The following is a 24,550-nucleotide window of genomic DNA, read 5'->3' as shown; positions in this document are numbered from 1 at the left end:
ATGCGTGAACTAAATCAGGAGTTTTTACCGTGAAGATCATTTTCGCCGGCACCCCCGAGGTGGCCCTGCCGAGCCTGAAGGCTCTGCTGGAGGGACCCCACGAGGTGGTGCACGTGGTGACCCGACCGGATGCTCCGCTTGGACGCAAGCGCGTCCTGACCCCCTCACCAGTTGCGGCCCTGGCCGAGGAAGCCGGGGTTCCAACCACCCGCGCCGCCCGCCTGGGCGGCGAAACCGGGGAGGCCCTGGCGCAGATCGAGGCCGACCTCGGTGTCGTGGTGGCCTATGGTGGCCTGATCCGCGAGCCTCTGTTGTCCGCTCCCACACACGGGTGGATCAACCTGCACTTCTCCCGCCTCCCCGCCTGGCGTGGGGCGGCACCGGTGCAGCATGCGCTGATCAACGGCGATACCGAGATCGGCACCGACATCTTTAAACTCGTCGCAGAGCTCGACGCGGGCGAGATCATCTCCAGCGAGACGCAGCCGGTGGATCCCGACATCACCGCCGGGGAGCTGCTGGCGGCCCTCGCCGAGACCGGCGCCGCCCAGCTGGCACGCACGGTTGATGCCATCGCCGACGGTAGCGCGACCTCCGCGGTCCAGCAGGGTGAGCCGAGCTTTGCCGGCAAGCTCGGCCTGGACGATGCGCTGCTGACCTTCGATACTCCGGCGCACGAGCTTTACAACCGCTATCGCGGGGTCACTCCCGAGCCCGGTGCCTACACCCTGGTGGATGGCGCACGCTTCAAGATCCTGCGCGCGGCCCGCGCCACCGAAACCGATCTGGAGGCCGGAGTAATCCGCCTGGTGGGCAAGCGCGTGCTGGTGGGGACTCTCGACGGGGCCCTGGAACTGCTGCGGGTTCAGCCCGCCGGGAAGCAGGCGATGGACGCGGGCTCCTGGTGGCGCGGCCTCGGTGCCGATCCCACCCCGCGCGCAGCGCTTTCCTCAGACCTTTCTGCAACCACTTCTACCGAGGGGGAAACCCGATGAGCGAGTACGACGGACGCCCAGGCTCCACCCCCGAGGGCCGCGGCCCCGAGCGACGCGGACCCCGCGGCACCGGACCCGCCCGCCGCGGTCCGAACTCCGGCAAACCCACCCGCGCGGGTGAGGGCGGCAACGGTTCCGGCGAGCGTCGGGGACCCCGCGGTGCCGGCCAGCGTCGCCCCGGGCACGCCCCCGCCGCGAATGAGCGCGCCGGGGACGCCGTCCAGCCCGCCCGCCGGGTCGCCTATGACGTGATCGTGGCCGTGCGTTCGGATGACGCGTATGCCAACCTGCTGCTGCCCGTGGCGATCCGCCGCGCGGCCCTCAGCTCGGCCGACGCGGGCCTCGCCACCGAACTCTGCTACGGCAGCCTGCGCCTGCGCGGCTACTACGACCGGGTGATCGAGCTCGCGGCCAACCGCGCCGCCGACCAGATCGATCCCGAAATCCTCGACGTCCTGCGCCTGGGGGTGCACCAGATTCTCGGTACCCGGGTCGCCGCCCACGCGGCGGTCAACGAGTCGGTGTCGCTGGCTCGCGAGGTCGGTTCGCGCTCCTCGACCGGGTTTGTGAACGGCGTGCTGCGCGGTATCACTCGCACCTCGCCCGAGGAGTGGCGTGAGCGCGTGGCCGCCTCGGCCACCAGCGAGGATGAGCGCCTGAGCCTGCTGCACTCGCACCCCGAGTGGATCGTGCGTGCGCTGCGCCAGTCGCTGCGCGCCGAGGGCCGGGTCGACGAGCTTGAGGCGGCCCTGGCCGCCGATAACGAGGCCCCGAAGGTCACCTACATCGCGCTGCCCGAGCGGGTCGAGAAGCCCGCCGAGGCCGAGCCCGCCGCCTACTCGCCGCTGGCGTTTACGCTGGGCGGGGGAGACCCCGAGGCCGTGATCCGTGCCGCCGCCGGGTTGATCCGGGTGCAGGATGAGGGTTCCCAGCTCGCGGCCCTGACCCTGACCCGCACACGCGAAATCGCCGCCGGGGAAACCTGGAGCGACCTGTGCGCCGGGCCCGGAGGCAAGGCCGTGCTGCTGGCCACCGAGGCGCTCAACGCCGGGGCCACCCTGGTGGCCAACGAGGTGGTGCCCGCCCGCGCCGACCTGGTGCGCCGCGCCCTCTCGGTGCTGCCCGAAGAGGTTGAGGTCAGCCGTTCGGACGCGCGCGACTGGGGCGAGCGTCACCCGCGGGGCTTCGATCGCATCCTGGTGGATGCCCCGTGTACCGGACTCGGCGCGCTGCGTCGTCGTCCCGAGGCGCGTTGGCGCAAGACCCCCAAGGACCTCGCCGAGCTCGGCGTGATCCAGCTGGACCTGGTGAATTCCGCGGTGGCCGGGACCAAGCCCGGCGGCCTGCTGGCCTACGTGACCTGCTCGCCGCACATCGCCGAAACCCGCGGTGTGGTGACCGAGATCCTGCGCCGTCACCCGGATGTCACGCTGCTGGACACCCAGGCGCTGCTCAACGGCGTGACCAACACCCCGCTGGATCTCGGCGAAGGGCTGGTCGTGGGGGATGGATCCACCGTGCAGCTCTGGCCGCACCGCCACGGCACCGACGCGATGTTCATCGCGCTGTTCCGCGTGGGGGAGTCCGTCACCGCCTAGCGGCCACTCGGTATTGTCCCGGGTCGATTAACGGGGTTAGGTTAGGCTACGCTTAACCGTCCCCCGTTATTTGACCCGGAAGTTACCGTGCCAATTTCTCGTACACTCTCCGCGTGGAGCGCCGCCGGCGTTGCCCTCGCGCTGTTTGCCGGAGGCGCGGGTGTCGTCCTGGCACCCGCCACCTCGGCCCTCGCCGCCCCCGGCGAGGAAACCCTGATCACCACCGCAACCTTCGAGTGGGGCGTCAATGCCGTCTCTCAGGGCACCAGCAACAGCGGTGCCTGCTCGTATTTCGTCGCGGGCATCGCCGACGGCACCGACGCCGACTACCGCACCACCGAGGGCAACGTAACCCTGCTCAAGCGTGCGGCAAACGGCGATGCACTGAAGGTCACCCGTGACAATCGCTGCCTGCCGATGGTTGGCGATGACTCGCGCCAGCGTGCGCTGTTCACCGCCGGTACCGGCCAGCACAACACCGCGACCGGCGAGGCGCATATCGCCTGGACCGGCGCATTCACGATTTACTCCTACGGCGGCCTGGTGCCCTGGTATATCCAGGATCCCGTGCTCGACGTGGATGCCTCCGGACACGGCGTGATCCGGGCGACCCTCGGCGGCTCGGCCGGCGATCCCGGCGGATCCGGCGCGGTCATCCTGGAGCTGGATAACGTGAGCATCTCGGGCAATCAGATCCGCTCGACCCCGCACTATGCGGGCGTCGACTACTTCCCGCTGACCGACCCGAAAAACCCGGCGTCCCCGCGCAGTACGGACTCGGCGATCTCCCCGGCAACCAAGGCCGCGAACCCGACCGGCTGGGGATCCTGGCCCACGGACATGGTGGACTTCCACTACCGGTCGGGCCTCACCACCTACTGGCACTCCAGCGGTGGATCCGGGGATGCCAAGAAGGTGCCCTACGGCGTGACCGTCAACCTGGCCGGGGGAGTGCCGGACTATGCCGACATTCAGCCGATCAAAATCACCCAGCAGCCGAGCGGCGTGCAGGCGCTGCCCGGCGATACCGTGACCCTGAGCGCCGCGGCGACCACCAACATCCCGATGACCTATCAGTGGCAGCGGGCGAATAGCTGGCGCGGTCCCTGGAGTGACATCGACGGTGCCACCGCCACCAGCCTGGTGCTGGCCAATCGCAAGGTGGGCGACGCCGCCTATTATCGCCTGAGCGTGCAGGCGGGATCACTCTCGGCGACCACCTCCGACGCGTTCGTGGATGTGCAGGCGCTCGTGCTGCCCTGGGAGGACTCCAAGCCGCGCGACCGCGTGGTCTACGCCGGGTCCCAGACGTTTGTCACCTCGGGCTTCACCGGCTATCCGACCCCGGTTTATGTGCCGCAGCTCAGCCGTGACGGCGGGGCCACCTGGAATAACGTCCTGCCCGGCGACGGTGTGCTGGAGTCGCGCTCGATGGTCGTGGACGCCGTGCCCGCCGACTGGGACGCCGCGCAGTACCGCACTCTGGCCCGCAACGGGCACGGCCCCGACGTGGTGAGCAGCATCGGCCACTTCACCGTGCTCCCCGCCCCGACCACCCCCACCCTGCGTTTGAACGTGGAGAGCCACCCCGTGGGCACCCGGTTCGATGTGACCAAGAACAACGACATCAACGTGCTCGGCGGCGGTTTTGGGACGCCCAAGACCAACCTGATTTACGGCATCGTCCCCACCGCCAGCTGGAATGCACGGGGTGCGGACTACCTGGCCGAGGATGCGGTCACCAGGGTCGAGATCGAGCCGGGCTGGAACCTGCGCAACGGGTTCTTTGACCGCTCGGTGCGTCCGTCCGCGGGCACAATGAAGCCCGGCGTGGACTACTCGGTGGTGCTGCTCAGCGCGACCCCGGGGGACCGCAGCCTGGATGCGGCCCTCGCGCTGCCGCTGCTGGCGGCCGTCCCCGACCCGGACCCGTCAACCGATCCGTCTACCGAACCGTCGCCGCAGCCGAGCACGGACCCGAGCCTCGAGCCCTCCACGACGCCGACCGGTACCGCCGCTCCGAGTGCTGCGCCCGGAACCGACGTCCACCCGGGCCCCGGCTCTTCCATGGCCGGTGCCGGAACCACCCCGGGTGACCCGGAGGGGAAGGCCGGCGGACTCGCTCACACCGGGGCCTCGCCGCTCCTTGCGCTCGGGGGTGCCGGACTGATTCTGGCTCTGGGAGCCGTGATGGCTCTGCGCGCCCGGCGTCGGGACATGATCTAGCCCGATCGTCCCGCTCGCGGTATCGAACAGCCCGCGTGCATCCCGCGACACCCGCCCCGCGCCTCGACTCGGTTCGAGGCGCGGGGTCGTGCTTTCCGCGAGCAGAGGGGTTCCCGAACGCTCGCGGGGACCGTCCCGAGAACCGAACGCGTGAATCGAGCCTGTGGATGCGCTCATAAACTGGCGACACGCCGAGATGTCCCAGATTCGTTCAATGAGGCCGCGTTAAGGGTTTAACGCGCAAAAGTCCCGAAAATTCGCCGCACGGCTACCCACCGTCCATAGCACGGATGTAACACTTGTGTTTCGGCCGCGCGGAGGAAGGCCCGGGGGCCCGAAACATTAGGTAACGTTTGGCACAGACCCTCGCGATCGGCGAGGACGCATTCTGGAGGTCTAACCCGTGACTATTTCCGTTCGTAAGGCGGCCGCCGCCGGTATCGCCGGGCTCGGCGTTATCGCGCTTTTGGCTGGCTGTGGCCAGGCACCCACCAAGCCTGCTGAGGGCGGTGCTGCCGACAGCAAGTTCCTGCCCTGCATCGTTTCCGACTCCGGTGGATTCGATGACAAGTCGTTCAACCAGTCCAGCTACGAGGGCCTGGTTGAGGCCGCGAAGAAGCTGGGTGTCAAGCCCAAGGAAGTGCAGTCGGACAAGGACGACGACTACGCACCCAACATGACCAGCCTGGTTGATCAGAACTGCTCGATCATCTTCAGTGTTGGTTTCAAGCTGTCGGACGCCACCAAGGTTGCCGCTACCGCTAACCCGAAGATCCACTTCGTGACCCTTGACGACAACCAGGTTGACCTGCCCAACGTCAAGCACATGATCTATGACACCGCCGAGGCTTCCTTCCTCGCCGGCTACACCGCCGCCTCCTACTCGAAGACCGGCGTTGTCGGCACCTTCGGTGGTATGCAGCTGCCGACCGTGACCATCTTCATGGATGGCTTCGCCGATGGCGTGAAGTACTTCAACGAGCAGAAGGGCAAGGACGTTCAGGTCCGCGGCTGGAACGTTGACACCCAGAACGGTTCGTTCACCGGTGACTTCGCCGCCAACGACACCGCCAAGCAGGTTGCCGCCGGTCTGATCGAGCAGAACGTCGACGTCATCATGCCCGTGGGCGGACCGGTCTTCCAGTCCGCAATCACCGCGATCAAGGACTCCAAGAAGGACGTCGCCATGATTGGTGTGGACGCGGACCTCTACGAGACCGCTCCGGCCGACAAGGACCTGTACCTGACCTCGGTGCTGAAGCAGATGAAGTCGGGAACCAATGACATCGTGACCCAGGCCGGTAAGGGCAAGTTCGACGCCACCGCCTACATCGGTACCCTGGAGAACAACGGTGTTGGCCTGGCTCCGTTCCACGACTTCGCCGGCAAGGTTGACCCCAAGCTGCAGGACGAGCTGGACACCATCAAGAAGGGCATCATCGACGGCTCGATCGTCGTGAAGTCCCCCTCGTCGCCGAAGAAGTAATTTTCGGCACGTAGTACAGCCGCGTCCGGGGGAGCGAAACACCATTCGTTCCCCCGGACGCGTGCCCCGTTATTCGACCAGACCCCGGTCGAATTCGCTTTGTACCCCGCTGTACTGAGAAGGACAGAATGAAACTCGAACTTCGCGGGATCACCAAGAAATTTGGTGCCTTTACCGCAAACGACCGGATCAACCTGGTGGTTGAGCCCGGTCAGATTCACTGCTTGCTGGGCGAAAACGGCGCCGGCAAGTCCACCCTGATGAACGTGCTCTACGGTCTGTATCAGGCCGATGGTGGCGAAATCCTGCTGGACGATGAGGTTCAGCAGTTTGCCGGTCCCGGTGACGCCATGCGCGCCGGCATCGGCATGGTGCACCAGCACTTCATGCTGGTGCCGGTCTTCACCGTCGCCGAGAACGTTATCCTGGGTCACGAGCAGGCCGGGTTCGCCGGCGTGCTCAAGATGAAGGAGGCGCGCGCCCGCGTGCGCGATATCTCCGCACGCTTCGGATTCGATGTGGACCCCGACGCCCGAGTGGGAGACCTCCCGGTTGGTGTGCAGCAGCGTGTGGAAATCATCAAGGCGCTCTCCCAGGATGCCCGCGTGCTGGTCTTCGATGAGCCCACCGCCGTGCTGACCCCGCAGGAAACCGACGAGCTGATGGCGATCATGCAGCAGCTGCGTGCCGAGGGTCGCTCGATCGTGTTCATCACCCACAAGCTGCGCGAGGTGCGCGAGGTGGCCGACGCCATCACCGTGATCCGCCTCGGCAAGATCGTGGGCGAGGCGGACCCGACCGCGAGCAACGCCGAGCTGGCCGCGCTCATGGTGGGCCGCTCGGTGGACCTCACCGTGCACAAGGAGCCCGCCAAGCCGGGCAACGAGGTGCTCAAGGTCTCGGGCCTGACGGTCCTGGACGAGAACGGCCTCAAGGTTGTCAACGACGTGTCCTTCTCGCTGCGTCAGGGCGAGATCCTCGCCATCGCCGGCGTGCAGGGCAACGGTCAGACCGAGCTCACCGAGGCACTGCTGGGCCTCCAGCAGAAGGTGTCCGGCAGCATCACGCTGAACGGCAGCGAGATCCTGGGTGCCAGCGTGCGCAGCATCCTGGATGCCGGCGTGGGCTTTGTCCCCGAGGACCGCAACCGGGACGGCCTGATCGCCGAGTTCACGATCGCCGAAAACCTGATGCTCGACCGCTCGACCGGTGCCCCCTTCGTGAAGGCCGGCAGCGTGCAGCGCGAGTTCCGCGATGCCTTCGCCACCGAGAAGCGCACCGAGTTCGACATTCGCTCGGGCAGCATCAACTCGTTTGCGAGCGAGCTGTCCGGTGGTAACCAGCAGAAGGTTGTGCTGGCCCGCGAGCTCAGCCGCGACCTGGCCCTGTTTGTGGCCGCCCAGCCGACCCGCGGCATCGACGTGGGTTCGATCGAGTTTGTCCACAAGCGGATGGTTGCCACCCGTGACGCTGGCGTGCCGGTGATCGTGGTCTCGACCGAGCTGGATGAGGTGGTGGCCCTGGCCGACCGCATCGCCGTAATGTATCGGGGCGAGATCGTGGGCATCGTGCCCGCGAACACCCCGCGTGAGGTTCTCGGCCTGATGATGGCCGGCGAACGTCACGCCGAAGAAACCGACGCGAGTGCCGAGGTGTCCGCGTGAACGAGGAGCCCATGAACCCCGAAAACGAGGCCGAGCAGCCCGCGACGCGCGCCGAGCGCCGTCGTCAGGAAGCCGAGAGCGCCGAGGCACACCAGCACCATGTGGAGGAGGTTGAGGAGGCAATCCTCGCCGCCACCGAAACCGAGCCGGTCGCCTCCGAGGCGGCCTCCGCTCCCGTAGCCTCGGCTCCGGTAACTGCTCCTGCGGCCAAGGCCGCGACCAAGGCACAGCAGAAGGCGGCGGCCAAGGCCGTAGCCGAGGGGGAGGCCAAGCCCTCCGCCGATGAGCCGGCCACCAACCGCGTGCTGCGCGAGATCATGAACGGCCCGATCGTCCTGACGATCCTCGCCGTGCTGGTCTCCTTCATCATCGGCGGCATCCTGATCGCGCTGACCAACAGCGAAGTCCAGGAAACCGCCGGATACTTCTTCGCCCAGCCCGGAGACTTCTTCGGTGCCGTGTGGAACGCGGTGTCCGGTGCCTACAGCTCGCTGTTCCAGGGCGCGATCTACAACTTCGGTCGGGATGACTTCGCCAGCGGCATTCGTCCGCTGACCGACACCCTGACCTACGCGACCCCGCTGATCGCGGCCGGCCTGGGCGTGGGCCTCGCCTTCCGCGTGGGCCTGTTCAACATCGGTGGTCGTGGCCAGATGCTGGTGGCCGCCGCTGCCGCCGGCTGGGTCGGATTCTCCTTCCCGATGCCGATGTGGATCCACCTGCCCGTCGCGATCCTCGCGGGTCTGGCGGCCGGCGCAATCTGGGGTGGCATCGTCGGATTCCTCAAGGCGCGCACCGGCGCGCACGAGGTGATCCTGACGATCATGCTCAACTACATCGCCTTCTACCTGATCTCCTTCATGCTGCGCACCCAGGGCCTGCTGCAGGCACCGGGTTCGGTCAACCCGAAGTCGCCGCCGATGCTGGAGACCGCGGTTCTGCCGGCGATCCTCGGCCCCAACTACAAGCTGCACGCCGGCTTCATCATCGTGGTCCTGGCGACCGCGGGTGTGTGGTGGCTGCTGAACCGCTCGAGCACCGGGTTCCGGTTCCGTGCGGTGGGTACCAACCCCAACGCCGCGCTGGTGGCCGGTGTCAATGTCAAGTCCACCTACATGTGGGCGATGGCCCTCGCCGGTGGTCTGGTTGGTCTGGCCGGTGTGATGCAGATCCTCGGCACGACCCCGGATGGAATGACCTCCGGTATCGACGCCGGTATCGGATTCGATGCGATCACCGTGGCCCTGCTGGGACGCTCGCGTCCGTGGGGTATCTTCGCCGCCGGTATCCTCTTTGGTGCCTTCAAGGCCGGCGGGTTCGCCATGCAGGCCGCCGAGGGTGTCTCGGTGGACATCGTGGGAGTGGTTCAGTCGCTCATCGTGCTGTTCATCGCCGCCCCGCCGCTGATCCGCGCCATCTTCTTCATCCCCTCGGCCGACGGCAAGCTCAAGCGCCGTCCGCTGCGTCGCAACTCTAAGGCGGTCTCGGCATGAGCGCACACAACAACAACGGGGTCGTGACCCCCGCGGCCGACGCCGCGATCAGTGAGGTTCTGGAGAAGAAGGAGCTGCGCAGCTGGAAGGCGGCAATCGCGCTGGGCGTGTTCGGCCTCGTGTCGATCCTGCTATTCCTGGTGTTCCCGCGTCACGGTGAGACCGGGTTCCGCTGGTCCAATAAGGACGACCTGATCAGCCTGCCGACCTGGAAAACCGATGCCGCCCTGACCGGGCAGGTCGTGACCGTCCTGCTGATCATCCTGACCGCGGTGGTGGTCTGGGCAACGCTCAAGACCGGAACGCTGATCCCGCGCACCCGTCGCATCATCGTGACCGCCTCGGTCATCGTCTTCGCCGTCGCCTTCATGGTGGCCTTCCTGGCATGGGCCATGGTGGGCAACAACGTGCCGGTGACCGGCCTCCTGCTGGGTACCGTGAGCCTCAGCGTGCCGCTGATCTTCGGTGCGATGGGTGGCGTGATCTCCGAGCGTGTGGGTGTGGTCAACGTCGCCATCGAGGGTCAGCTTCTGGCCGGTGCGTTCTGCTCGGCCATGGTCGCCTCGCTGACCGGCAGCCCCTGGGTGGGTCTGCTCGCGGCGATGGTCGCCGGCGTGCTGGTGAGCTTTGTGCTCGCCGCCTTCGCGATCAAGTACCTGGTGGACCAGGTCATCGTCGGTGTGGTGCTGAACGTGCTGGTCACCGGCCTGACCTCGTTCCTGTACTCCTCGGTGCTGACCAAGGATGCCGCGACGCTGAACACCGCGCCGCGTCTGTCCCCGGTGGCCATCCCCGGCCTGAGCGAGATTCCGGTCATCGGACCGGTGCTGTTCAACCAGTCGGCCCTGGTCTACGTCATGTACGTGGTGGTGGCCCTGGTCTTCCTCGGCCTGTTCAAGACCCGCTGGGGTCTGCGCCTGCGCGCCGTGGGTGAGCACCCCAAGGCCGCCGATACCGTGGGTATCAACGTGGCTCGCACCCGGTTCTGGAACGTCTCGCTGGCCGGTGCAATCGCCGGTCTGGGTGGTGCCTACTTCACCCTGGTGTCGGTGGGCTCGTTCCAGAAGGAAATGGTTGCCGGTGCCGGATTCATCGCCCTCGCGGCCGTGATCTTCGGTCGCTGGGACCCGATCCGCGCGACCCTGGCCGCGCTGCTGTTCGGGTTCGCCTCGAACCTGCAGAACGTGCTGGCGGCCGTGGGATCCCCGGTTCCCAGCGAGTTCATGCTCATGCTGCCCTACGTGGTGACCATCCTGGCGGTGGCCGGTCTCGTGGGCCAATCGGTGGGCCCGGCTGCGTCCGGCAAGCCCTACATCAAGGGATAGTCATGTCCGACGCTATTGACTGGGACGCCCTGCACGCACACGCGGTGGCGGCGATGGAGCGCTCCTACAGCCCGTACTCGAAGTTCCCGGTGGGCGCCGCGGCGATCACCGATGGTGGCCGGATCGTCTCCGGTTGCAACATCGAGAACGCCAGCTATGGGGTGACCCTGTGTGCCGAGTGCTCGCTGGTTTCCGACCTGATCATGGGTGGCGGCGGCAAGCTTGTCGCGTTCGCCTGTGTGGATGGGAACGGCGCGGTACTGATGCCCTGCGGTCGCTGCCGGCAGCTGCTGTTTGAGCACTCCGCCGAGGGCATGCTGCTCAACACCCTCTCGGGGATTCGCACCATCGAGGAGGTGCTGCCCGATGCGTTCGGGCCGCGCACCCTGGTCGAGTACGCGGGCGAGTAGCCCCTCCGTTTCACCTCAATTTCACAGTGCCTCCAGCGGCGATCCGACACAATCGGGTCGCCGCTGTGTGGCATCCGGGCCGAAATAGTCGGCACAAATAAAGGAGCGAAGATGACCATCAACAACGCCGTAGAGGCCTTCGACGCGGTAGACCTGATTCGCCAGAAGCGAGATTCGGGCACCCTGAGCACCGCCCAGATCGACTGGCTGGTGGACGCGTTTACCCGCGGCTATGTGGGCCAGGAACAGATGGCCGCGATGGCCATGGCGATCTTCCTGAACGGGATGGACCGCACCGAGATTCGCGATCTCACCCACGCGATGATCAACTCGGGGGAGCGGATGAGCTTCGAGGGTCTGGGTAAGGTCACCACCGATAAGCACTCGACCGGGGGCGTCGGGGACAAGATCACCCTGCCGCTGATGCCGCTGGTGGCCAGCTTCGGCGTGGCCGTCCCGCAGCTCTCGGGTCGTGGCCTTGGTCACACCGGCGGGACCCTCGACAAGCTCGAGGCGATCCCCGGCTGGCGGGCCGACCTCGAACCCGAGGAAATGACCCGGCTGCTGCGCGAGGTGGGTGGCGTGATCTGCGCCGCCGGCGCCGACCTCGCCCCGGCCGATAAGAAGCTGTACGCGCTGCGTGATATTACCGGAACCGTGGACTCGATCCCGCTGATCGCCTCGAGCATCATGTCCAAGAAGATCGCCGAGGGTACCGCCTCGCTGGTGCTGGACGTGAAGTTCGGCGGCGGCGCATTCATGCGCGACTTCGATCGCGCGCGTGAGCTGGCCCAGACCATGGTGGACCTCGGCCGTGACTCGGGCGTGAACACCACCGCGCTGCTGACCCGAATGGATACCCCGCTGGGCCTGGCGATCGGAAACGCCAACGAGGTGCGCGAGTCGATCGAGGTACTGGCCGGCGGCGGCCCCGCCGACATCGTGGAGCTGACGATTGCGCTGGCCAAGGAGATGCTGACCCTCGCCGGTCAGCCCGACGCCGACGTGGAGGCCGCGCTGCGCGATGGCCGGGCGATGGATACCTGGCGGGCGTTTGTGGCCGGCCAGGGCGGCGACCCGGATGCGGCCCTGCCCGTGGCGCGGGAAACCCACACCGTGTATGCCGAGACCGCGGGTGTGCTGACCCGGCAGGACGCGCTGCCCTTCGGCATCGCCGCCTGGCGCCTCGGCGCCGGCCGCGCCCGCGCCCAGGACCCGGTGCAGCACGCGGCCGGCGTGGACCTGCACGCCAAGCCCGGCGACACCGTGAAGGTGGGCGACCCGCTCTTCACCCTCTCCGCCGACGAGCCCGCCCGCTTCGCCCGCGCGCTTGAGGCGATCGACGGTGCCTTCGAAATCTCCGCCGACGCCGCCGGCTGGACCCCGCCGGCGCTGATCGCCGAGAAGATCGGATAGCGCGTCGTAACACTCGCGGGGTGAACGGGGAAGTTCCCGTTCACCCCGCGGTGTTTCACGAAATGTGGGGGAGTGCCCCCGTTAGACTGAGCGGGTGACTAACACTACTATTCCCTCGCTTGATGGCGTCGATCTGGCCCGTCTGCCCAAGGTTTCGCTGCACGATCACCTCGACGGCGGCCTGCGTCCCCAGACCATCATCGATCTCGCCCGTGAGATCGATCTTGAACTCCCCGCCGACAACGCCGACGACCTTGCCCAGTGGTTCCTGGACCAGTGCAACGCCGGCAACCTGGTTGACTATCTGAAGACCTTTGACCTCTCCACCGCCGTGATGCAGACCGAGGCCGGCCTGCGCCGGGTCGCACACGAGTTTGTGCTGGACCTGGCCGCCGACGGCGTCATCTACGGCGAAATCCGCTGGGCCCCCGAGCAGCACCTGACCCGCGGCCTGACCCTGGACCAGGTTGTTGAGGCCGTGCAGGCCGGGCTGGAAGACGGCGTCACCGAGGTGCGCGAGTCCGGCCGGGAGATCGAGGTGGGTCAGCTGATCACCGCGATGCGTCACGCCGACCGTGCGCTGGAGATCGCCGAGCTGGCCGTGCGTCACCGCGACCGCGGCGTCTCCGGTTTCGACATCGCCGGGGCCGAGGACGGCTTCCTGCCCTCGCGTCACCGCGCCGCATTCGACTACCTGGCTGCCAACTTCTTCCCGGTGACCGTGCACGCCGGCGAGGCCGCCGGTCTGGAGTCGATCACCTCGGCGATCATCGATGGCCGCGCGCTGCGCCTGGGCCACGGTGTGCGCCTGGCCGAGGACGTCACCGTCGAGCGCAGTGATGATGACGAGGTCTACGTGAACATCGGACGCCTGTCCGAGTGGGTCAAGGACCGCGAGATCGTGCTCGAGCTGAGCCCCTCCTCGAACCTGCAGACCGGTGCCATCGCCGCCTGGGGCGAGGACCTGGCCGACCACCCGTTCGACATGCTGCACCAGCTGGGCTTCCGCGTCAGCGTGAACGTGGACAACCGCACCATGAGCGGCACCTCGCTGACCCGCGAACTGGGCCTGCTGGTGGAAACCTTCGGGTATGACCTGGATGACCTGGAGACCTTCCAGCTCAACGCCGCCGCCGGCGCGTTCCTCCCGCTCGAGGACCGCGAGTACCTGGTTGAGCAGATTCAGGCGGGCTTCGACGCCGTCCGCGGCTAACCCGCGCGATTTTGCCACGCCCGTCCCCACACCCGGGGGCGGGCGTGCGGCGTCTCAGGCGATAGGCTGGAGGCATGACAGTCCGGATCAACCCGAGTATTCTTTCAGCCGATTTTGTGAACATGCAGGCTGACCTTGAGCGCATTGCCAACGCCGATTTTGTGCACGTCGATGTGATGGATAACCACTTCGTGCCCAACCTGACCTTCGGACCGCAGATGGTTCGCCGGATCCAGGATGTGTCGCCGGTTCCGCTGGATATTCACCTGATGATCAGCGATGCCGACCGCGCGGCCCCCGAGTACGCCGAGATCGGTGCCGCCTCGGTCACCTTCCACGCCGAGGCCGCCGAGAACCCGATCGCCCTGGCCCGTCGCCTGCGGGAGATCGGCTCGCGCGCGGGGATCGCGCTCAAGCCCGGCACCCCGATCGAGCCATACCTTGAGCACCTGGACGAATTTGACCAGATTCTCATCATGACCGTGGAGCCCGGATTTGGTGGACAGTCGTTCATGGCGGACATGATGCCCAAGCTGGCGACGCTGTCGGCCGAGGCCAAGCGCCGCGGATCCAACGTGTGGCTGCAGGTGGACGGTGGCATCGCCGAGTCCACCATCGCCCAGGCCGCCGAGGCCGGTGCCGACACCTTCGTGGCCGGCTCCGCCGTCTACGGTGCCGACAGCCCCGCGCTGGCCATCGACGCGCTGCGCGTTCTGGCCGCCGCCCACCGCCACTAGTCCGGTCCCGGTGGGGCGTGGTGGCGATTACGCCCGATCGCCCCGCCGGGAGCATGCCAATACGTTGGTATACACAGTTTCCTCACAACGGCCGCGATTTACGATCACAAAATGACCGTTTCCTCATTCACCATCCGTGAGCTGATCGACACCGATCTGGACGCGGCAATCGCCCTGCTCTCCCTGGCCAGCGCCTCGGATAATCGGGATCGGCTGCGCGAACGCCTCGCGCAAAACTCCCCGGCCCCGGTGCGTATCGCCCTGGTGGCCGAAGCGGATGGTGTCATGATCGCCGCCGCCAAAATCACCTCCGAAAATGCCACGCCGGGTGCCGCCTCGGCTCTCGTGGTGGTGGATCCGGCCCATCGATTCCGGGGAATCGGAACCGCCCTGTATCGGCGACTGATGTCCGACCTGGCCACGCACCCCGCGGGTGCCACGATCACCCTGACCTCCGCACTCCGCGATGACGCGGCACCCGGTCGCGGGTTCGCCGAGGCACGCGGCTTCGAGCTGGTGCGTCACAACCTGGGCTGGTCTCTCGAGCTGGAGGGTCGCGCCGCCGAACTCCTCGCCGAGGCCGAATCGATCACCACCGCCAACGCGGCCACGGTGCGTGTGGCCTCGATCGACACCGAGTATCCGCTGATTGCCGCCGTGATGGCGCGCTGCGCGATCGGGCTGCCGGGTCCGATCGCCGGACAGCCCGTGGACACCACCGGCTTCGAGCATCACTTCGCCCGCACCGCCGTCTACCTTGTGGCCAGCGTGGATGGCGCTCCCGCCGGGCTCGGCGTCATTCACCCGGTGGGTGAGGAGGGGGAGTGGTACACGGATTTCACCGGGGTGGATCCGGACTATCGACAGCGCGGCATTGCCCGACTCCTCAAGGCCGCCGAGTTGGCCGAGGCTGCGGGGCGGGCCGGACGGCGGATGGGAACCCATAACGATGCGCACAATACCGGGATCGTGCGGGTGAACGTCGCCACCGGAATGGATCCGGCCCTGGGATACTGGTCGCTGGTGAACAAAAACCCGCGGAAAACCGCAGTTTCCGGCGCGTAGGGGCGTGCTCGGGGAGAGAAGGTGCGTGAAATCCGGGCATATTCTCGCCGGGATCCACCCTCCCGGGTCTTCGCGGAGGGCGCGAACCTAGTACTGTGAGGAACGTGAAGACTTTCGACACCCTGTTTACCGAACTGACCCGAAAGGCGCAGGAGCGCCCCGAGGGTTCGTTGACGGTGGCCGAACTGGACCGTGGCATTCACGGCATCGGCAAGAAGATCGTGGAGGAGGCCGCCGAGGTATGGATGGCTGCCGAATTCCAGAGCAATGAGGAAGCTGCCGATGAAATCTCGCAGCTGCTTTACCACCTGCAGGTGATGATGATCGCCAAGGGTCTGACCCTGGAGGACGTGTATCGACATCTGTGAAGCCCCCGCTTCACCCTCGATACCCAACTTCAAACCTAAGGTCCACCCCATGCTGAGAATCGCCATCCCCAATAAGGGATCGCTGTCCGAAACCGCCACCCTGATGCTCGCCGAGGCGGGCTACGCGACCCGTCGCGACCCCAAGGAACTGCACCTGGTCGACGCCGAGAACGACGTCGAATTCTTCTTCCTGCGTCCGCGCGACATCGCCACCTATGTGGGCTCCGGCGCCCTCGATGTGGGTGTCACCGGCCGCGACCTGCTGCTGGACTCGGGATCCGATGCCATCGAGATCGAACCGCTGAACTTCGGCGACTCGACCTTCCGCTTCGCCGGCCCGGCCGGTAAGTTCCACGAGCTGAGCGACCTGGAGGGTGTCCGCGTGGCCACCAGCTACCCGGGCCTCGTGGGCGACTTCCTCGCCGCACACGGCGTGAGCGCGCACCTGGTCAAGCTTGATGGTGCCGTGGAATCCGCCGTGCAGCTCGGCGTGGCCGACGCCGTGGCCGATGTGGTCTCCACCGGTGCGACCCTGCGTAAGGCAGGCCTCGACATTTTCGGCCCGGTCATCCTGGAATCCACCGCGGTTCTGATTCGCTCCGAGCAGGAGCAGCCCGGCCTGGCGACCCTGCGTCGCCGCCTCGAGGGTGTTCAGGTGGCCCGTCAGTACGTGCTGATGGACTACGACCTGCCGCTCTCGCTGCTGGATGAGGCCACGGCGATTGCCGGTGGCCGCCAGTCGCCGACCGTGTCGCCGCTGCGCGAGCCCGAGTGGGTCGCCGTGCGCGTCATGGTTCCCAAGCGCCGCACCAACCAGATCATGGACGCGCTCTATGAACTGGGTGCCCGCGCGATCCTGGTCAGCGCGATTCACGCCGCACGTCTCTAAGGGGGAAGGTCATGACACTCGCAACGCGTGTGATCCCGTGCCTCGACGTGGCCAATGGCCGCGTGGTCAAGGGTGTGAACTTCCAAAACCTGCGCGATCAGGGCGACCCGGTCGAGCTCGCCGCGAACTATGCGGCCCAGGGTGCGGACGAGATCACCTTCCTCGATGTGACCGCAACCGTGGACGGACGCGCCACAACGTATGACGTGGTGACCCGCACCGCCGAGCAGGTTTTTGTGCCGCTGACCGTGGGCGGGGGTGTGCGCTCCGCCGAGGACGTCGCCCGCCTGCTGGGCTGCGGTGCCGACAAGATCGGCGTGAACAGCGCGGCGATCGCGCGCCCCGAGCTGATCGGCGAGATCGCCGACCGCTTCGGCGCGCAGGTGGTGGTGCTCTCCCTCGATATCACCCGTGATGCCGCGGCCCCCTCGGGCTTTGTGGTGACCACCCACGGTGGCCGCACCAAGACCGAGCTGGACGCACTGGCCTGGGCCACCGACGCCATCAACCGTGGCGCCGGCGAGCTACTGGTCAACTCGATCGATGCCGACGGCACCCGCGACGGTTTCGACCTGGAGCTGATCCGGGCGATCCGCGCCATTTCACACGTCCCGGTGATCGCCTCGGGTGGCGCCGGAGCGCTTGAGCACTTCGCCCCGGCCGTGCAGGCCGGTGCCGATGCGGTGCTCGCCGCGAGTGTGTTCCACACCGGTGCGTTCACCATCGACCAGGTCAAGCTGGCGCTGGCGAACGAGGGCATCGAGGTGCGGCGATGAGCGGCACCGTCACCCTGAACACCTCAAGCCCCGAGGCCGTGGCCGCGAGCGTCACCTATGACGATAACGGCCTGGCCCCGGCGATCATCCAGGAGGTGGGCACCGAGCGGGTGCTCATGCTCGGCTACGTCAATGCGGAGGCGCTGCGGCGCACCCTGACCGAGGGGAGGGTCACCTTCTGGTCGCGATCGCGCCAGGAGTTCTGGCGTAAGGGTGATACCTCCGGCCACGCCCAGTATGTCCGGGATGTCAGCGTCGACTGCGACGCCGACACCCTGCTCATCCGCGTGGTTCAGGTGGGAGCTGCCTGTCACACCGGCGCACACTCATGCTTTGATGAGCGCACGGTTCCGGCGGTTCCGGGAGAGGTTCCCGGCCGCCCCTAGCCACGTGCACGTACGCCCGCTAGCCTCGAACGAGGGCGCGGCGCGAACAATCGGGAGTTTTGATGAGTAACAGTATGTCCGGCACCACCACCCGTGCGGACTTTGACCACCTGGTTTCGGCGGGGGAGCACCGGGTGGTTCCGGTCGCCCGTGAGATTTTTGCCGACGGGGAAACGCCGGTGGGAATCTACCGTAAGCTGGCCGCCGGCAAGCCCGGCAGCTTTCTGCTGGAATCCGCCGAGCAGGGCGGCATCTGGTCGCGCTACTCGTTTATCGGGGTGTCCTCGTTTGGTGTGCTGACCGAGCGCGAGGGTGCGAGCCACTGGATCGACTACGACCTGAGCGCCGAGCGCGCCTTCGGCGAGTCGATCCCCGCGGGTCCGCTGGATGCCGTGGATGCGTTCTACCGTCGCTGGGCCGGACCCAAGATCGAGGGGTTCGCCCCGCTGACCGGTGGCCTGGTCGGCTTTATCGGCTGGGAGGCCATCCGCCAGATCGAGCACCTGCCCGATGCGCCGCCGCGCGAGATTCCGGTGCCCGATCAGGCACTGAGCTTCGTGGAGAGCCTGGCTGTCTGCGATCACCGATCGGCCACCGTGCGCCTGATCGTTAACGTGCTGCTGGATGATGAGCTGGATGGCGACACCCGCTGGGCCCGCGCCCAGGCGCAGCTCGACGCGCTGCAGACCGGTCTCGCCCAGCCCGCCGAGGCGTGGCTCGCCGAGGCCGACTTCTCGCTGGTGGCCGACCCGACCAACCGCACCGATCCGCAGGACTACCTGGACGGCGTCCTGGCCTCGCAGGAGTACATCCGCGCCGGCGACATCTTCCAGGTGGTGCTCTCGCAGCGCTTCGATCTGAAGACCGAAGCCGAGCCGGTGGACGTGTACCGGGTGCTGCGCGCGCTGAATCCCAGCCCCTACATGTACCTCTTTGCGCTGGAGGATGCGGAGGGTCGCCCCTTCCACGTGGTGGGTTCCTCCCCGGAGGCCCTGGTCAAATCGGAGGACGGTCACCTGATCACCCACCCGATCGCCGGATCCCGCCCGCGCGGCCGCACCCCCGAACAGGACACCGAACTCGCCGACGAGCTGCTCGCCGACGAGAAGGAGCGCGCCGAGCACCTGATGCTGGTCGACCTGTCCCGCAACGACCTCGCCAAGGTGTGCACGCCCGGCACCGTCGAGGTCACCGAGTTCATGCGGATCGAACGATTCAGCCACATCATGCACCTGGTGTCCTCGGTGGAGGGCACGCTCCGCGCGGACGCCAGCCCGGTGGACATCTTCCGGGCGACCTTCCCGGCAGGCACCCTCTCCGGTGCGCCCAAGCCGCGGGCGCTGGAGATCATCGACGAGCTCGAACCCGCCCAGCGCGGCGTGTACGGGGGAGTCGTGGGCTACTTCGGCCTCTCCGGTGACGCCGACCTGGCCATCGCCATTCGCACCGCCACCATCGTCGACGGCACCGCCTACGTGCAGGCCGGCGGCGGACTGGTGGCCGACTCGGTGCCCGAACTCGAAGCGGCCGAAAGTCGCAATAAGGCCGCCGCACCGCTGCGCGCGGTGGCCATCGCCAACGCACTCACGAGGATTTCATGACCCAGCCCACCCCCGCCCCCCTCACCGATGCAGAGCGGATCGCCAAGAAACGCCGCGGGCTCAAGTCCCGTTCGCTGCTCCTGCTGATCGTCGCCGGGGGACTGGGTCTGCTCTCGTGGACCCAGACCTGGGTCAACCTGACGGTGACGATCCCCAGCGGGGGAAGCAAGGACCTCGCCGTCAACGGGACCATCGCGGCGCCGGCGCTGACGGCCCTGGCGCTGTGCCTGATCGCCCTGGCCGCCGCCCTGTCGATCGCCGGATATGTGCTGCGTCTGCTCTTTGGTGGCCTCTCGGTGATTCTCGGGCTGTGCATCGCCCTCGAGGGCATCCTGGTGCTGCTGAACCCCGGTGCCTCCTCGGGTGCCGCGGTCACCGAGGCCACCGGCGTCGCCGGACCCGCATCGATTGCCAAGGTCATCACCGCGTCGAGCGTCACCTTCTGGCCCTATGTGGGCCTGCTGGGGGCGGCGATCGCGGTCTTCACAGGGTTTGTGATCATCCTCACGGCCAAGCACTGGCCGGGATCCGCGGGGCGCAAGTATCAGACCACCCCGCGGGTGCGGGTCGTGGATGAGAACGCCATGCCCGACGCGATCGACAGCTGGGATGACCTGAGCCGCGGCGAGGACCCCACCGATCCGACCCTTCCCGACGCCACCCCCAAGTCCTAACCCGACGCGCCTCGCCCCGGGCCGCGCCTCCCAACCCGAGGCGCACCGCGTGGGTGCGCACACCCCCGGCGATCCCCGATAGGATGGATCCGCCCATTCGTTTAAGGAGTTTCATGAGCACCGACATTTCCGATCCCGGACACGGACACTCGCCCGCAGCCTGGACCGCCGTCATCGTTATGCTGGCCGCCGTTACCATCGGCACCGTTGCCTTCTGGTTCGCCCAGGTATGGCTGGTGTGGGCTTCGGTTGCGCTGATCGGCGTGGGTGCGCTGCTCGGTTGGATCCTCTCGAAGGCCGGTTGGGGCGTCAAGGGCCCCAAGTACGTCGCCAAGAGCCACTAACCCATGCTCGCCGACCTGATGGCGGGTGCGGCGGCCGACGCCGCCGATCGCGAGCGACTGAAGCCGCTCGAGGCGGTGCGAGCCGAGGCGCTCGCCCGCCCCGCCGCGATCGATGCCCTCGCCGCGCTGGCGCCGAGTGACCGGGTGAAGATCATCGCCGAGGTCAAGCGCGCGAGTCCCTCGCGCGGCGACCTCGCCGAGATTCGCGATCCCGCCCAGCTCGCGGTCTCCTACGAGACCGGCGGGGCTAGCACCATCAGCGTGCTCACCGAGGGACGCAAGTTCAAGGGATCGCTGGCCGATCTCGAAGAGGTTCGTCGTTCGGTCGCGCTGCCCGTGCTGCGCAAGGACTTCATCTCGTCCCCGTACCAGGTGTACGAGGCCCGCGCGGCCGGTGCCGACCTGGTGCTGCTGATCGTCGCCGCGCTGGATGATGATGCCACCCTGGCCTCGCTGTATGCGCTGATCACCGAGCTCGGCATGACCGCGCTGGTGGAGACGCACAGCGAGGAGGAGCTGCACCGCGCGCTCGCACTCGGGGCTCAGCTGGTCGGCGTCAACGCCCGCAACCTTTCCACGTTCGAACTCGATCGTGACCTCTTTGGTACCCTCGCCCCGCAGATCCCCGCCGGGGTCATCCGGGTGGCCGAATCCGCCGTGCTCTCGCCGGCCGATGTGCGCCACTACCGCGAGGCCGGTGCCGATGTGGTCCTGATCGGCGAGGCCCTGGTGACCGGAGATCCGGTCGCGACCCTCGCTGAATATCTGGCGGTTTAATCCCTATGACGGATCTTCGTTCCGAAACCGGACCGTACTTCGGTGCCTTCGGTGGTCGTTATTCCCCCGAGTCGCTGATCGCGGCCCTCGATGAACTCACCGAGGCGTGGGACAGCGCCCGGAATGACGAGGCCTTCCTCGGCGAGTTCCGCGCGCTGCTGCGGGACTACGTGGGGCGCCCCTCGATCATCACCGAGGTGCCGCGCTTTGCCGAGCACGCCGGTGGCGCCCGGATCATTCTCAAGCGCGAGGATCTGAACCACACCGGTTCGCACAAGATCAACAACGCGCTGGGTCAGGTGCTGCTCACCAAGCGCATCGGCAAGACCCGGGTGATCGCCGAGACCGGTGCCGGACAGCACGGGGTGGCCACGGCCACCGCCGCGGCGCTGTTTGGACTCGACTGCGTCATCTACATGGGCGAGGTGGACACCGAGCGCCAGGCGCTCAACGTGGCCCGCATGCGCCTGCTGGGTGCCGAGGTCGTTCCGGTCAAGACCGGTTCGCGCACCCTCAAGGACGCGATTAACGACGCGATGCGTGACTGGGTCACCAACGTCGAGACCACCAACTACATCTTCGGAACCGTGGCCGGACCGCACCCGTTCCCCGCGCTGGTTCGTGATCTGCAGAAGATCATCGGCGAGGAGGCCCGTCAGCAGGTCCTCGACCTGACCGGCGCGCTGCCCACCGCGGTGACCGCGTGTGTCGGCGGAGGATCGAACGCGATGGGAATCTTCCACGCGTTCCTCGACGATGCCGATGTGGCCCTGTACGGCTTCGAGGCCGCCGGTGAGGGCGTGGATACCCCGCGGCACGCGGCGACGATCACCAAGGGACGCCCCGGCGTGCTGCACGGTGCGCGTTCGTACCTGCTCCAGGATGAGGATGGCCAGACCATCGAGTCGCACTCGATCTCGGCCGGACTCGACTACCCGGGCGTGGGTCCCGAGCACTCGTGGCTCGCAGACCTCGGCCGCGCGCAGTACCGTCCGATCACCGATGCCGAGGCGATGGAGGCCTTCCGCCTGCTGAGCCGCACCGAGGGCATTATTCCCGCCATCGAGTCCTCGCACGCGCTGGCCGGCACGCTCAAGCTCGGCCGCGAGCTTGGACCGGACGCTACCATCCTGGTGAGTCTGTCGGGTCGTGGGGATAAGGATATGGAAACCGCGGGTCGCTACTTCGACCTGATCGACGAGGGAGCCACGCAGCTGTGACCCAGGTACACGACACCCTTGCGGCACTGCGCCGCGACGGTTCCGGGGCCCTGATCGGATACCTTCCGGTCGGCTTCCCCGACTTCCAGACCAGCGTGGACGCCGCGGTGGCCATCGCCGAAAACGGCGTGGACATCATCGAGCTCGGTGTGCCCTATTCGGACCCGGTGATGGACGGGGCGGCCATTCAGGCGGCCACCGTTCAGGCCCTGGCCGGGGGGTTCAAGCTCGCCCACGTGTTCGAGGCCGTGCGCCAGATTCGTGCCCGCGTGGACGTGCCGGTCCTGCTGATGACCTACTGGAACCCGGTGATTCAGTACGGACCCGACCGCTTCGCCGACGACCTGGTCGCCGCCGGCGGTGCCGGGCTGATTACCCCGGACCTGATCCCCGATGAGGCCGCCGACTGGCTCTCCGCCTCGGACCGGACCGATCTGGAGCGCATCTTCCTGGCCGCCCCGTCCTCGAGTGACGAGCGCCTGAAGACCGTCTCGGAGCTCAGCCGCGGATTCGTCTATACGGTATCCACGATGGGCATCACCGGGGCCCGCAGCGAGATGGACGGTGCCGCCCGCGCATTGACCACCCGCCTGCGCGCCGCCGGCGACAACTTCGCCTGCGTGGGACTGGGGATTTCCAGCGCCGCCCAGGTGCGCGACGTGCTCAGCTATGCCGACGGTGCCATCGTCGGTTCCGCGCTGGTCTCCGCCCTCGCCGAGGGTGGAGTGCCCGCCGTGGCGGCCAAGGCCGCCGAGCTGGCAACCGGTAAGAGCGAGTCGAAGTAGAATTATCCGCGCCGCCAGGCGTATCTGAAGAAAGGCGTGACCCGGGTGATTTCCCTGAGCATCCCCAGCCCCGAGATTAACTCGTTTAATATCGGGCCCATAACCATCTACTTCTATGCCCTCTGCATCATGGCGGGCATCGTCGCCGCGGCGTTCCTGGTGAACCACCGCCTGAACAAGCTGGGAGCCGGCAACGGCGTCGTGCTGGACATGATCCTGCTGACCGTGCCGATCGGCATCATCGGCGCGCGGATCTTCCACGTGCTGACCCACCCCAACGACTACTTCTACCCGGGAGCGAACCTCTGGGAGGTTGTCGACATCCGCAGCGGTGGCATCGCGATCTTCGGTGCGCTGCTCGGTGGTGCCGTGGGTGCCTGGCTCGGCTGCAAGTGGACCGGACTGCGGTTCTGGGTCTTCGCCGACGCACTGGCCCCGGGCCTGCTGCTGGCCCAGGCCTTCGGCCGCTTCGGCAACTACTTCAACCAGGAGCTCTTCGGTACCCCCACCGACCTGCCCTGGGGCTTGCAGATCGACAGCACCAACGCCGCCTGGCCGCTGGGCCTGCCCGCCGGTACCCTGTTCCACCCGACCTTCCTCTACGAGGTCATCTGGAACCTGCTCGGTGTGCTGTTCCTGCTGTGGCTCTCGCGCAAGATCAACGTGGGCTGGGGCAAGGTCTTTGGTGCCTACCTCATCTGGTACGGTGCCGGACGCACCGTGTGGGAGTCGATCCGCATCGACCCGAGCGAAATTTTCCTCGGAATTCGGGTAAATGTTTGGGCCGCCCTGCTCGCCATTCTGGTGGGAATTGTCCTGATCATCGTGCAGAACAAGCGCCACACCGGTTTGATCCCCTCGGCCTACCGGCCGGGTCGTGGCGATAAGGACGCTCAGGCTGGAGTAGGATCTTCACACACCGATGTGGAGTACGTAGATACCACTGACCCCTCGGTTCCGGCAACGGCGCCGGTAGCTGAACCGGCCACAAGCCGGGAAGGCGCAACCCCCTAACCCGCTCGGGTTCAGCCAGAACATACCCAGTTACAACGCATTGGCCCGGGACAGGTTAGACCTGCCCCGGGCCAATGGCGTCCCATCC

23 protein-coding genes are annotated in these 24,550 nt (G+C 67.1%); all 23 read left to right on the top strand.

The window, feature by feature from the left end:
- Window positions 1-29 precede the first annotated feature (29 nt).
- The 23 genes from fmt to lgt all read left to right on the top strand — a co-directional run bounded on the left by fmt (window position 30) and on the right by lgt (window position 24,462).
- Entirely contained in the window at window positions 30-995 is a 966-nt protein-coding gene (gene fmt / locus C7C57_RS08425) for a methionyl-tRNA formyltransferase (RefSeq protein ID WP_187976093.1), read from the top strand.
- Window positions 992-2,593 carry an RsmB/NOP family class I SAM-dependent RNA methyltransferase gene (locus C7C57_RS08420; protein WP_187976092.1) on the top strand — a complete coding sequence of 534 codons (1,602 nt, stop codon included), beginning with the start codon at window positions 992-994 and terminating at the stop codon, window positions 2,591-2,593. Before fmt ends, C7C57_RS08420 begins: the two co-directional genes overlap by 4 nt.
- Before the next feature lie 87 nt (window positions 2,594-2,680).
- A complete protein-coding gene (locus tag C7C57_RS08415; RefSeq protein WP_187976091.1) occupies window positions 2,681-4,819 on the top strand; it encodes an immunoglobulin domain-containing protein in 2,139 nt (712 codons plus the stop codon).
- Between the two features lie 403 nt (window positions 4,820-5,222).
- Complete coding sequence (locus tag C7C57_RS08410; protein WP_187976090.1) at window positions 5,223-6,305, top strand: BMP family protein; 1,083 nt, start codon at window positions 5,223-5,225, stop codon at window positions 6,303-6,305.
- 128 nt (window positions 6,306-6,433) lie between these two features.
- Window positions 6,434-7,969: an ABC transporter ATP-binding protein gene (locus C7C57_RS08405; protein ID WP_187976089.1), complete on the top strand. Its 1,536-nt coding sequence runs from the start codon at window positions 6,434-6,436 to the stop codon at window positions 7,967-7,969.
- Window positions 7,966-9,462, top strand: a complete 1,497-nt coding sequence (locus tag C7C57_RS08400; RefSeq protein ID WP_255505635.1) for an ABC transporter permease — start codon at window positions 7,966-7,968, stop codon at window positions 9,460-9,462. The genes C7C57_RS08405 and C7C57_RS08400 overlap by 4 nt, the downstream gene beginning before the upstream one ends.
- Window positions 9,459-10,787: an ABC transporter permease gene (locus C7C57_RS08395; protein WP_187976088.1), complete on the top strand. Its 1,329-nt coding sequence runs from the start codon at window positions 9,459-9,461 to the stop codon at window positions 10,785-10,787. The genes C7C57_RS08400 and C7C57_RS08395 overlap by 4 nt, the downstream gene beginning before the upstream one ends.
- Window positions 10,788-10,789: 2 nt before the next feature.
- Window positions 10,790-11,197: a cytidine deaminase gene (locus C7C57_RS08390; RefSeq protein WP_030143489.1), complete on the top strand. Its 408-nt coding sequence runs from the start codon at window positions 10,790-10,792 to the stop codon at window positions 11,195-11,197.
- A 111-nt stretch (window positions 11,198-11,308) separates the two neighbouring features.
- Window positions 11,309-12,613: a thymidine phosphorylase gene (locus tag C7C57_RS08385; protein ID WP_187976087.1), complete on the top strand. Its 1,305-nt coding sequence runs from the start codon at window positions 11,309-11,311 to the stop codon at window positions 12,611-12,613.
- Between the two features lie 94 nt (window positions 12,614-12,707).
- Window positions 12,708-13,826, top strand: coding sequence for an adenosine deaminase (locus C7C57_RS08380; RefSeq protein WP_187976086.1), 1,119 nt, complete (start codon window positions 12,708-12,710; stop codon window positions 13,824-13,826).
- Between the two features lie 74 nt (window positions 13,827-13,900).
- A complete protein-coding gene (gene rpe / locus C7C57_RS08375; RefSeq protein WP_187976085.1) occupies window positions 13,901-14,563 on the top strand; it encodes a ribulose-phosphate 3-epimerase in 663 nt (220 codons plus the stop codon).
- A 111-nt stretch (window positions 14,564-14,674) separates the two neighbouring features.
- A complete protein-coding gene (locus C7C57_RS08370; RefSeq protein ID WP_187976084.1) occupies window positions 14,675-15,628 on the top strand; it encodes a GNAT family N-acetyltransferase in 954 nt (317 codons plus the stop codon).
- A 104-nt stretch (window positions 15,629-15,732) separates the two neighbouring features.
- Window positions 15,733-15,996, top strand: coding sequence for a phosphoribosyl-ATP diphosphatase (locus C7C57_RS08365; RefSeq protein ID WP_187976083.1), 264 nt, complete (start codon window positions 15,733-15,735; stop codon window positions 15,994-15,996).
- 49 nt (window positions 15,997-16,045) lie between these two features.
- The gene (hisG, locus tag C7C57_RS08360) at window positions 16,046-16,885 is read left to right on the top strand and encodes an ATP phosphoribosyltransferase (RefSeq protein WP_030143516.1); all 840 of its coding nucleotides are present in this window, start codon (window positions 16,046-16,048) and stop codon (window positions 16,883-16,885) included.
- Between the two features lie 11 nt (window positions 16,886-16,896).
- Window positions 16,897-17,661 (top strand): imidazole glycerol phosphate synthase subunit HisF, encoded by a 765-nt coding sequence (gene hisF, locus C7C57_RS08355; protein ID WP_187976082.1) that lies wholly within the window; start codon window positions 16,897-16,899, stop codon window positions 17,659-17,661.
- A complete protein-coding gene (hisI, locus tag C7C57_RS08350) occupies window positions 17,658-18,047 on the top strand; it encodes a phosphoribosyl-AMP cyclohydrolase (RefSeq protein ID WP_187976081.1) in 390 nt (129 codons plus the stop codon). The genes hisF and hisI overlap by 4 nt, the downstream gene beginning before the upstream one ends.
- Before the next feature lie 62 nt (window positions 18,048-18,109).
- On the top strand, window positions 18,110-19,648 hold the full coding sequence (locus C7C57_RS08345; protein WP_187976080.1) for an anthranilate synthase component I: 1,539 nt from the start codon (window positions 18,110-18,112) through the stop codon (window positions 19,646-19,648).
- Window positions 19,645-20,322 (top strand): Trp biosynthesis-associated membrane protein, encoded by a 678-nt coding sequence (locus C7C57_RS08340; protein WP_051701888.1) that lies wholly within the window; start codon window positions 19,645-19,647, stop codon window positions 20,320-20,322. Before C7C57_RS08345 ends, C7C57_RS08340 begins: the two co-directional genes overlap by 4 nt.
- 113 nt (window positions 20,323-20,435) lie before the next feature.
- Window positions 20,436-20,666, top strand: coding sequence for a DUF6704 family protein (locus tag C7C57_RS08335; protein WP_030143521.1), 231 nt, complete (start codon window positions 20,436-20,438; stop codon window positions 20,664-20,666).
- A gap of 3 nt (window positions 20,667-20,669) precedes the next feature.
- Window positions 20,670-21,443, top strand: coding sequence for an indole-3-glycerol phosphate synthase TrpC (gene trpC, locus C7C57_RS08330; protein ID WP_187976079.1), 774 nt, complete (start codon window positions 20,670-20,672; stop codon window positions 21,441-21,443).
- A gap of 5 nt (window positions 21,444-21,448) precedes the next feature.
- Entirely contained in the window at window positions 21,449-22,663 is a 1,215-nt protein-coding gene (gene trpB / locus C7C57_RS08325; protein WP_187976078.1) for a tryptophan synthase subunit beta, read from the top strand.
- Window positions 22,660-23,448 (top strand): tryptophan synthase subunit alpha, encoded by a 789-nt coding sequence (gene trpA, locus C7C57_RS08320; RefSeq protein ID WP_030143524.1) that lies wholly within the window; start codon window positions 22,660-22,662, stop codon window positions 23,446-23,448. The genes trpB and trpA overlap by 4 nt, the downstream gene beginning before the upstream one ends.
- Window positions 23,449-23,484: 36 nt before the next feature.
- The gene (lgt, locus tag C7C57_RS08315) at window positions 23,485-24,462 is read left to right on the top strand and encodes a prolipoprotein diacylglyceryl transferase (RefSeq protein WP_030143525.1); all 978 of its coding nucleotides are present in this window, start codon (window positions 23,485-23,487) and stop codon (window positions 24,460-24,462) included.
- Window positions 24,463-24,550 lie beyond the last annotated feature (88 nt).

Origin of the sequence: Mycetocola sp. JXN-3 (genome assembly GCF_014522285.1) — a bacterium.
Taxonomy (GTDB): Bacteria; Actinomycetota; Actinomycetes; order Actinomycetales; family Microbacteriaceae; genus Mycetocola; species Mycetocola saprophilus.
This window is presented reverse-complemented; position numbering and strand designations above follow the sequence as displayed.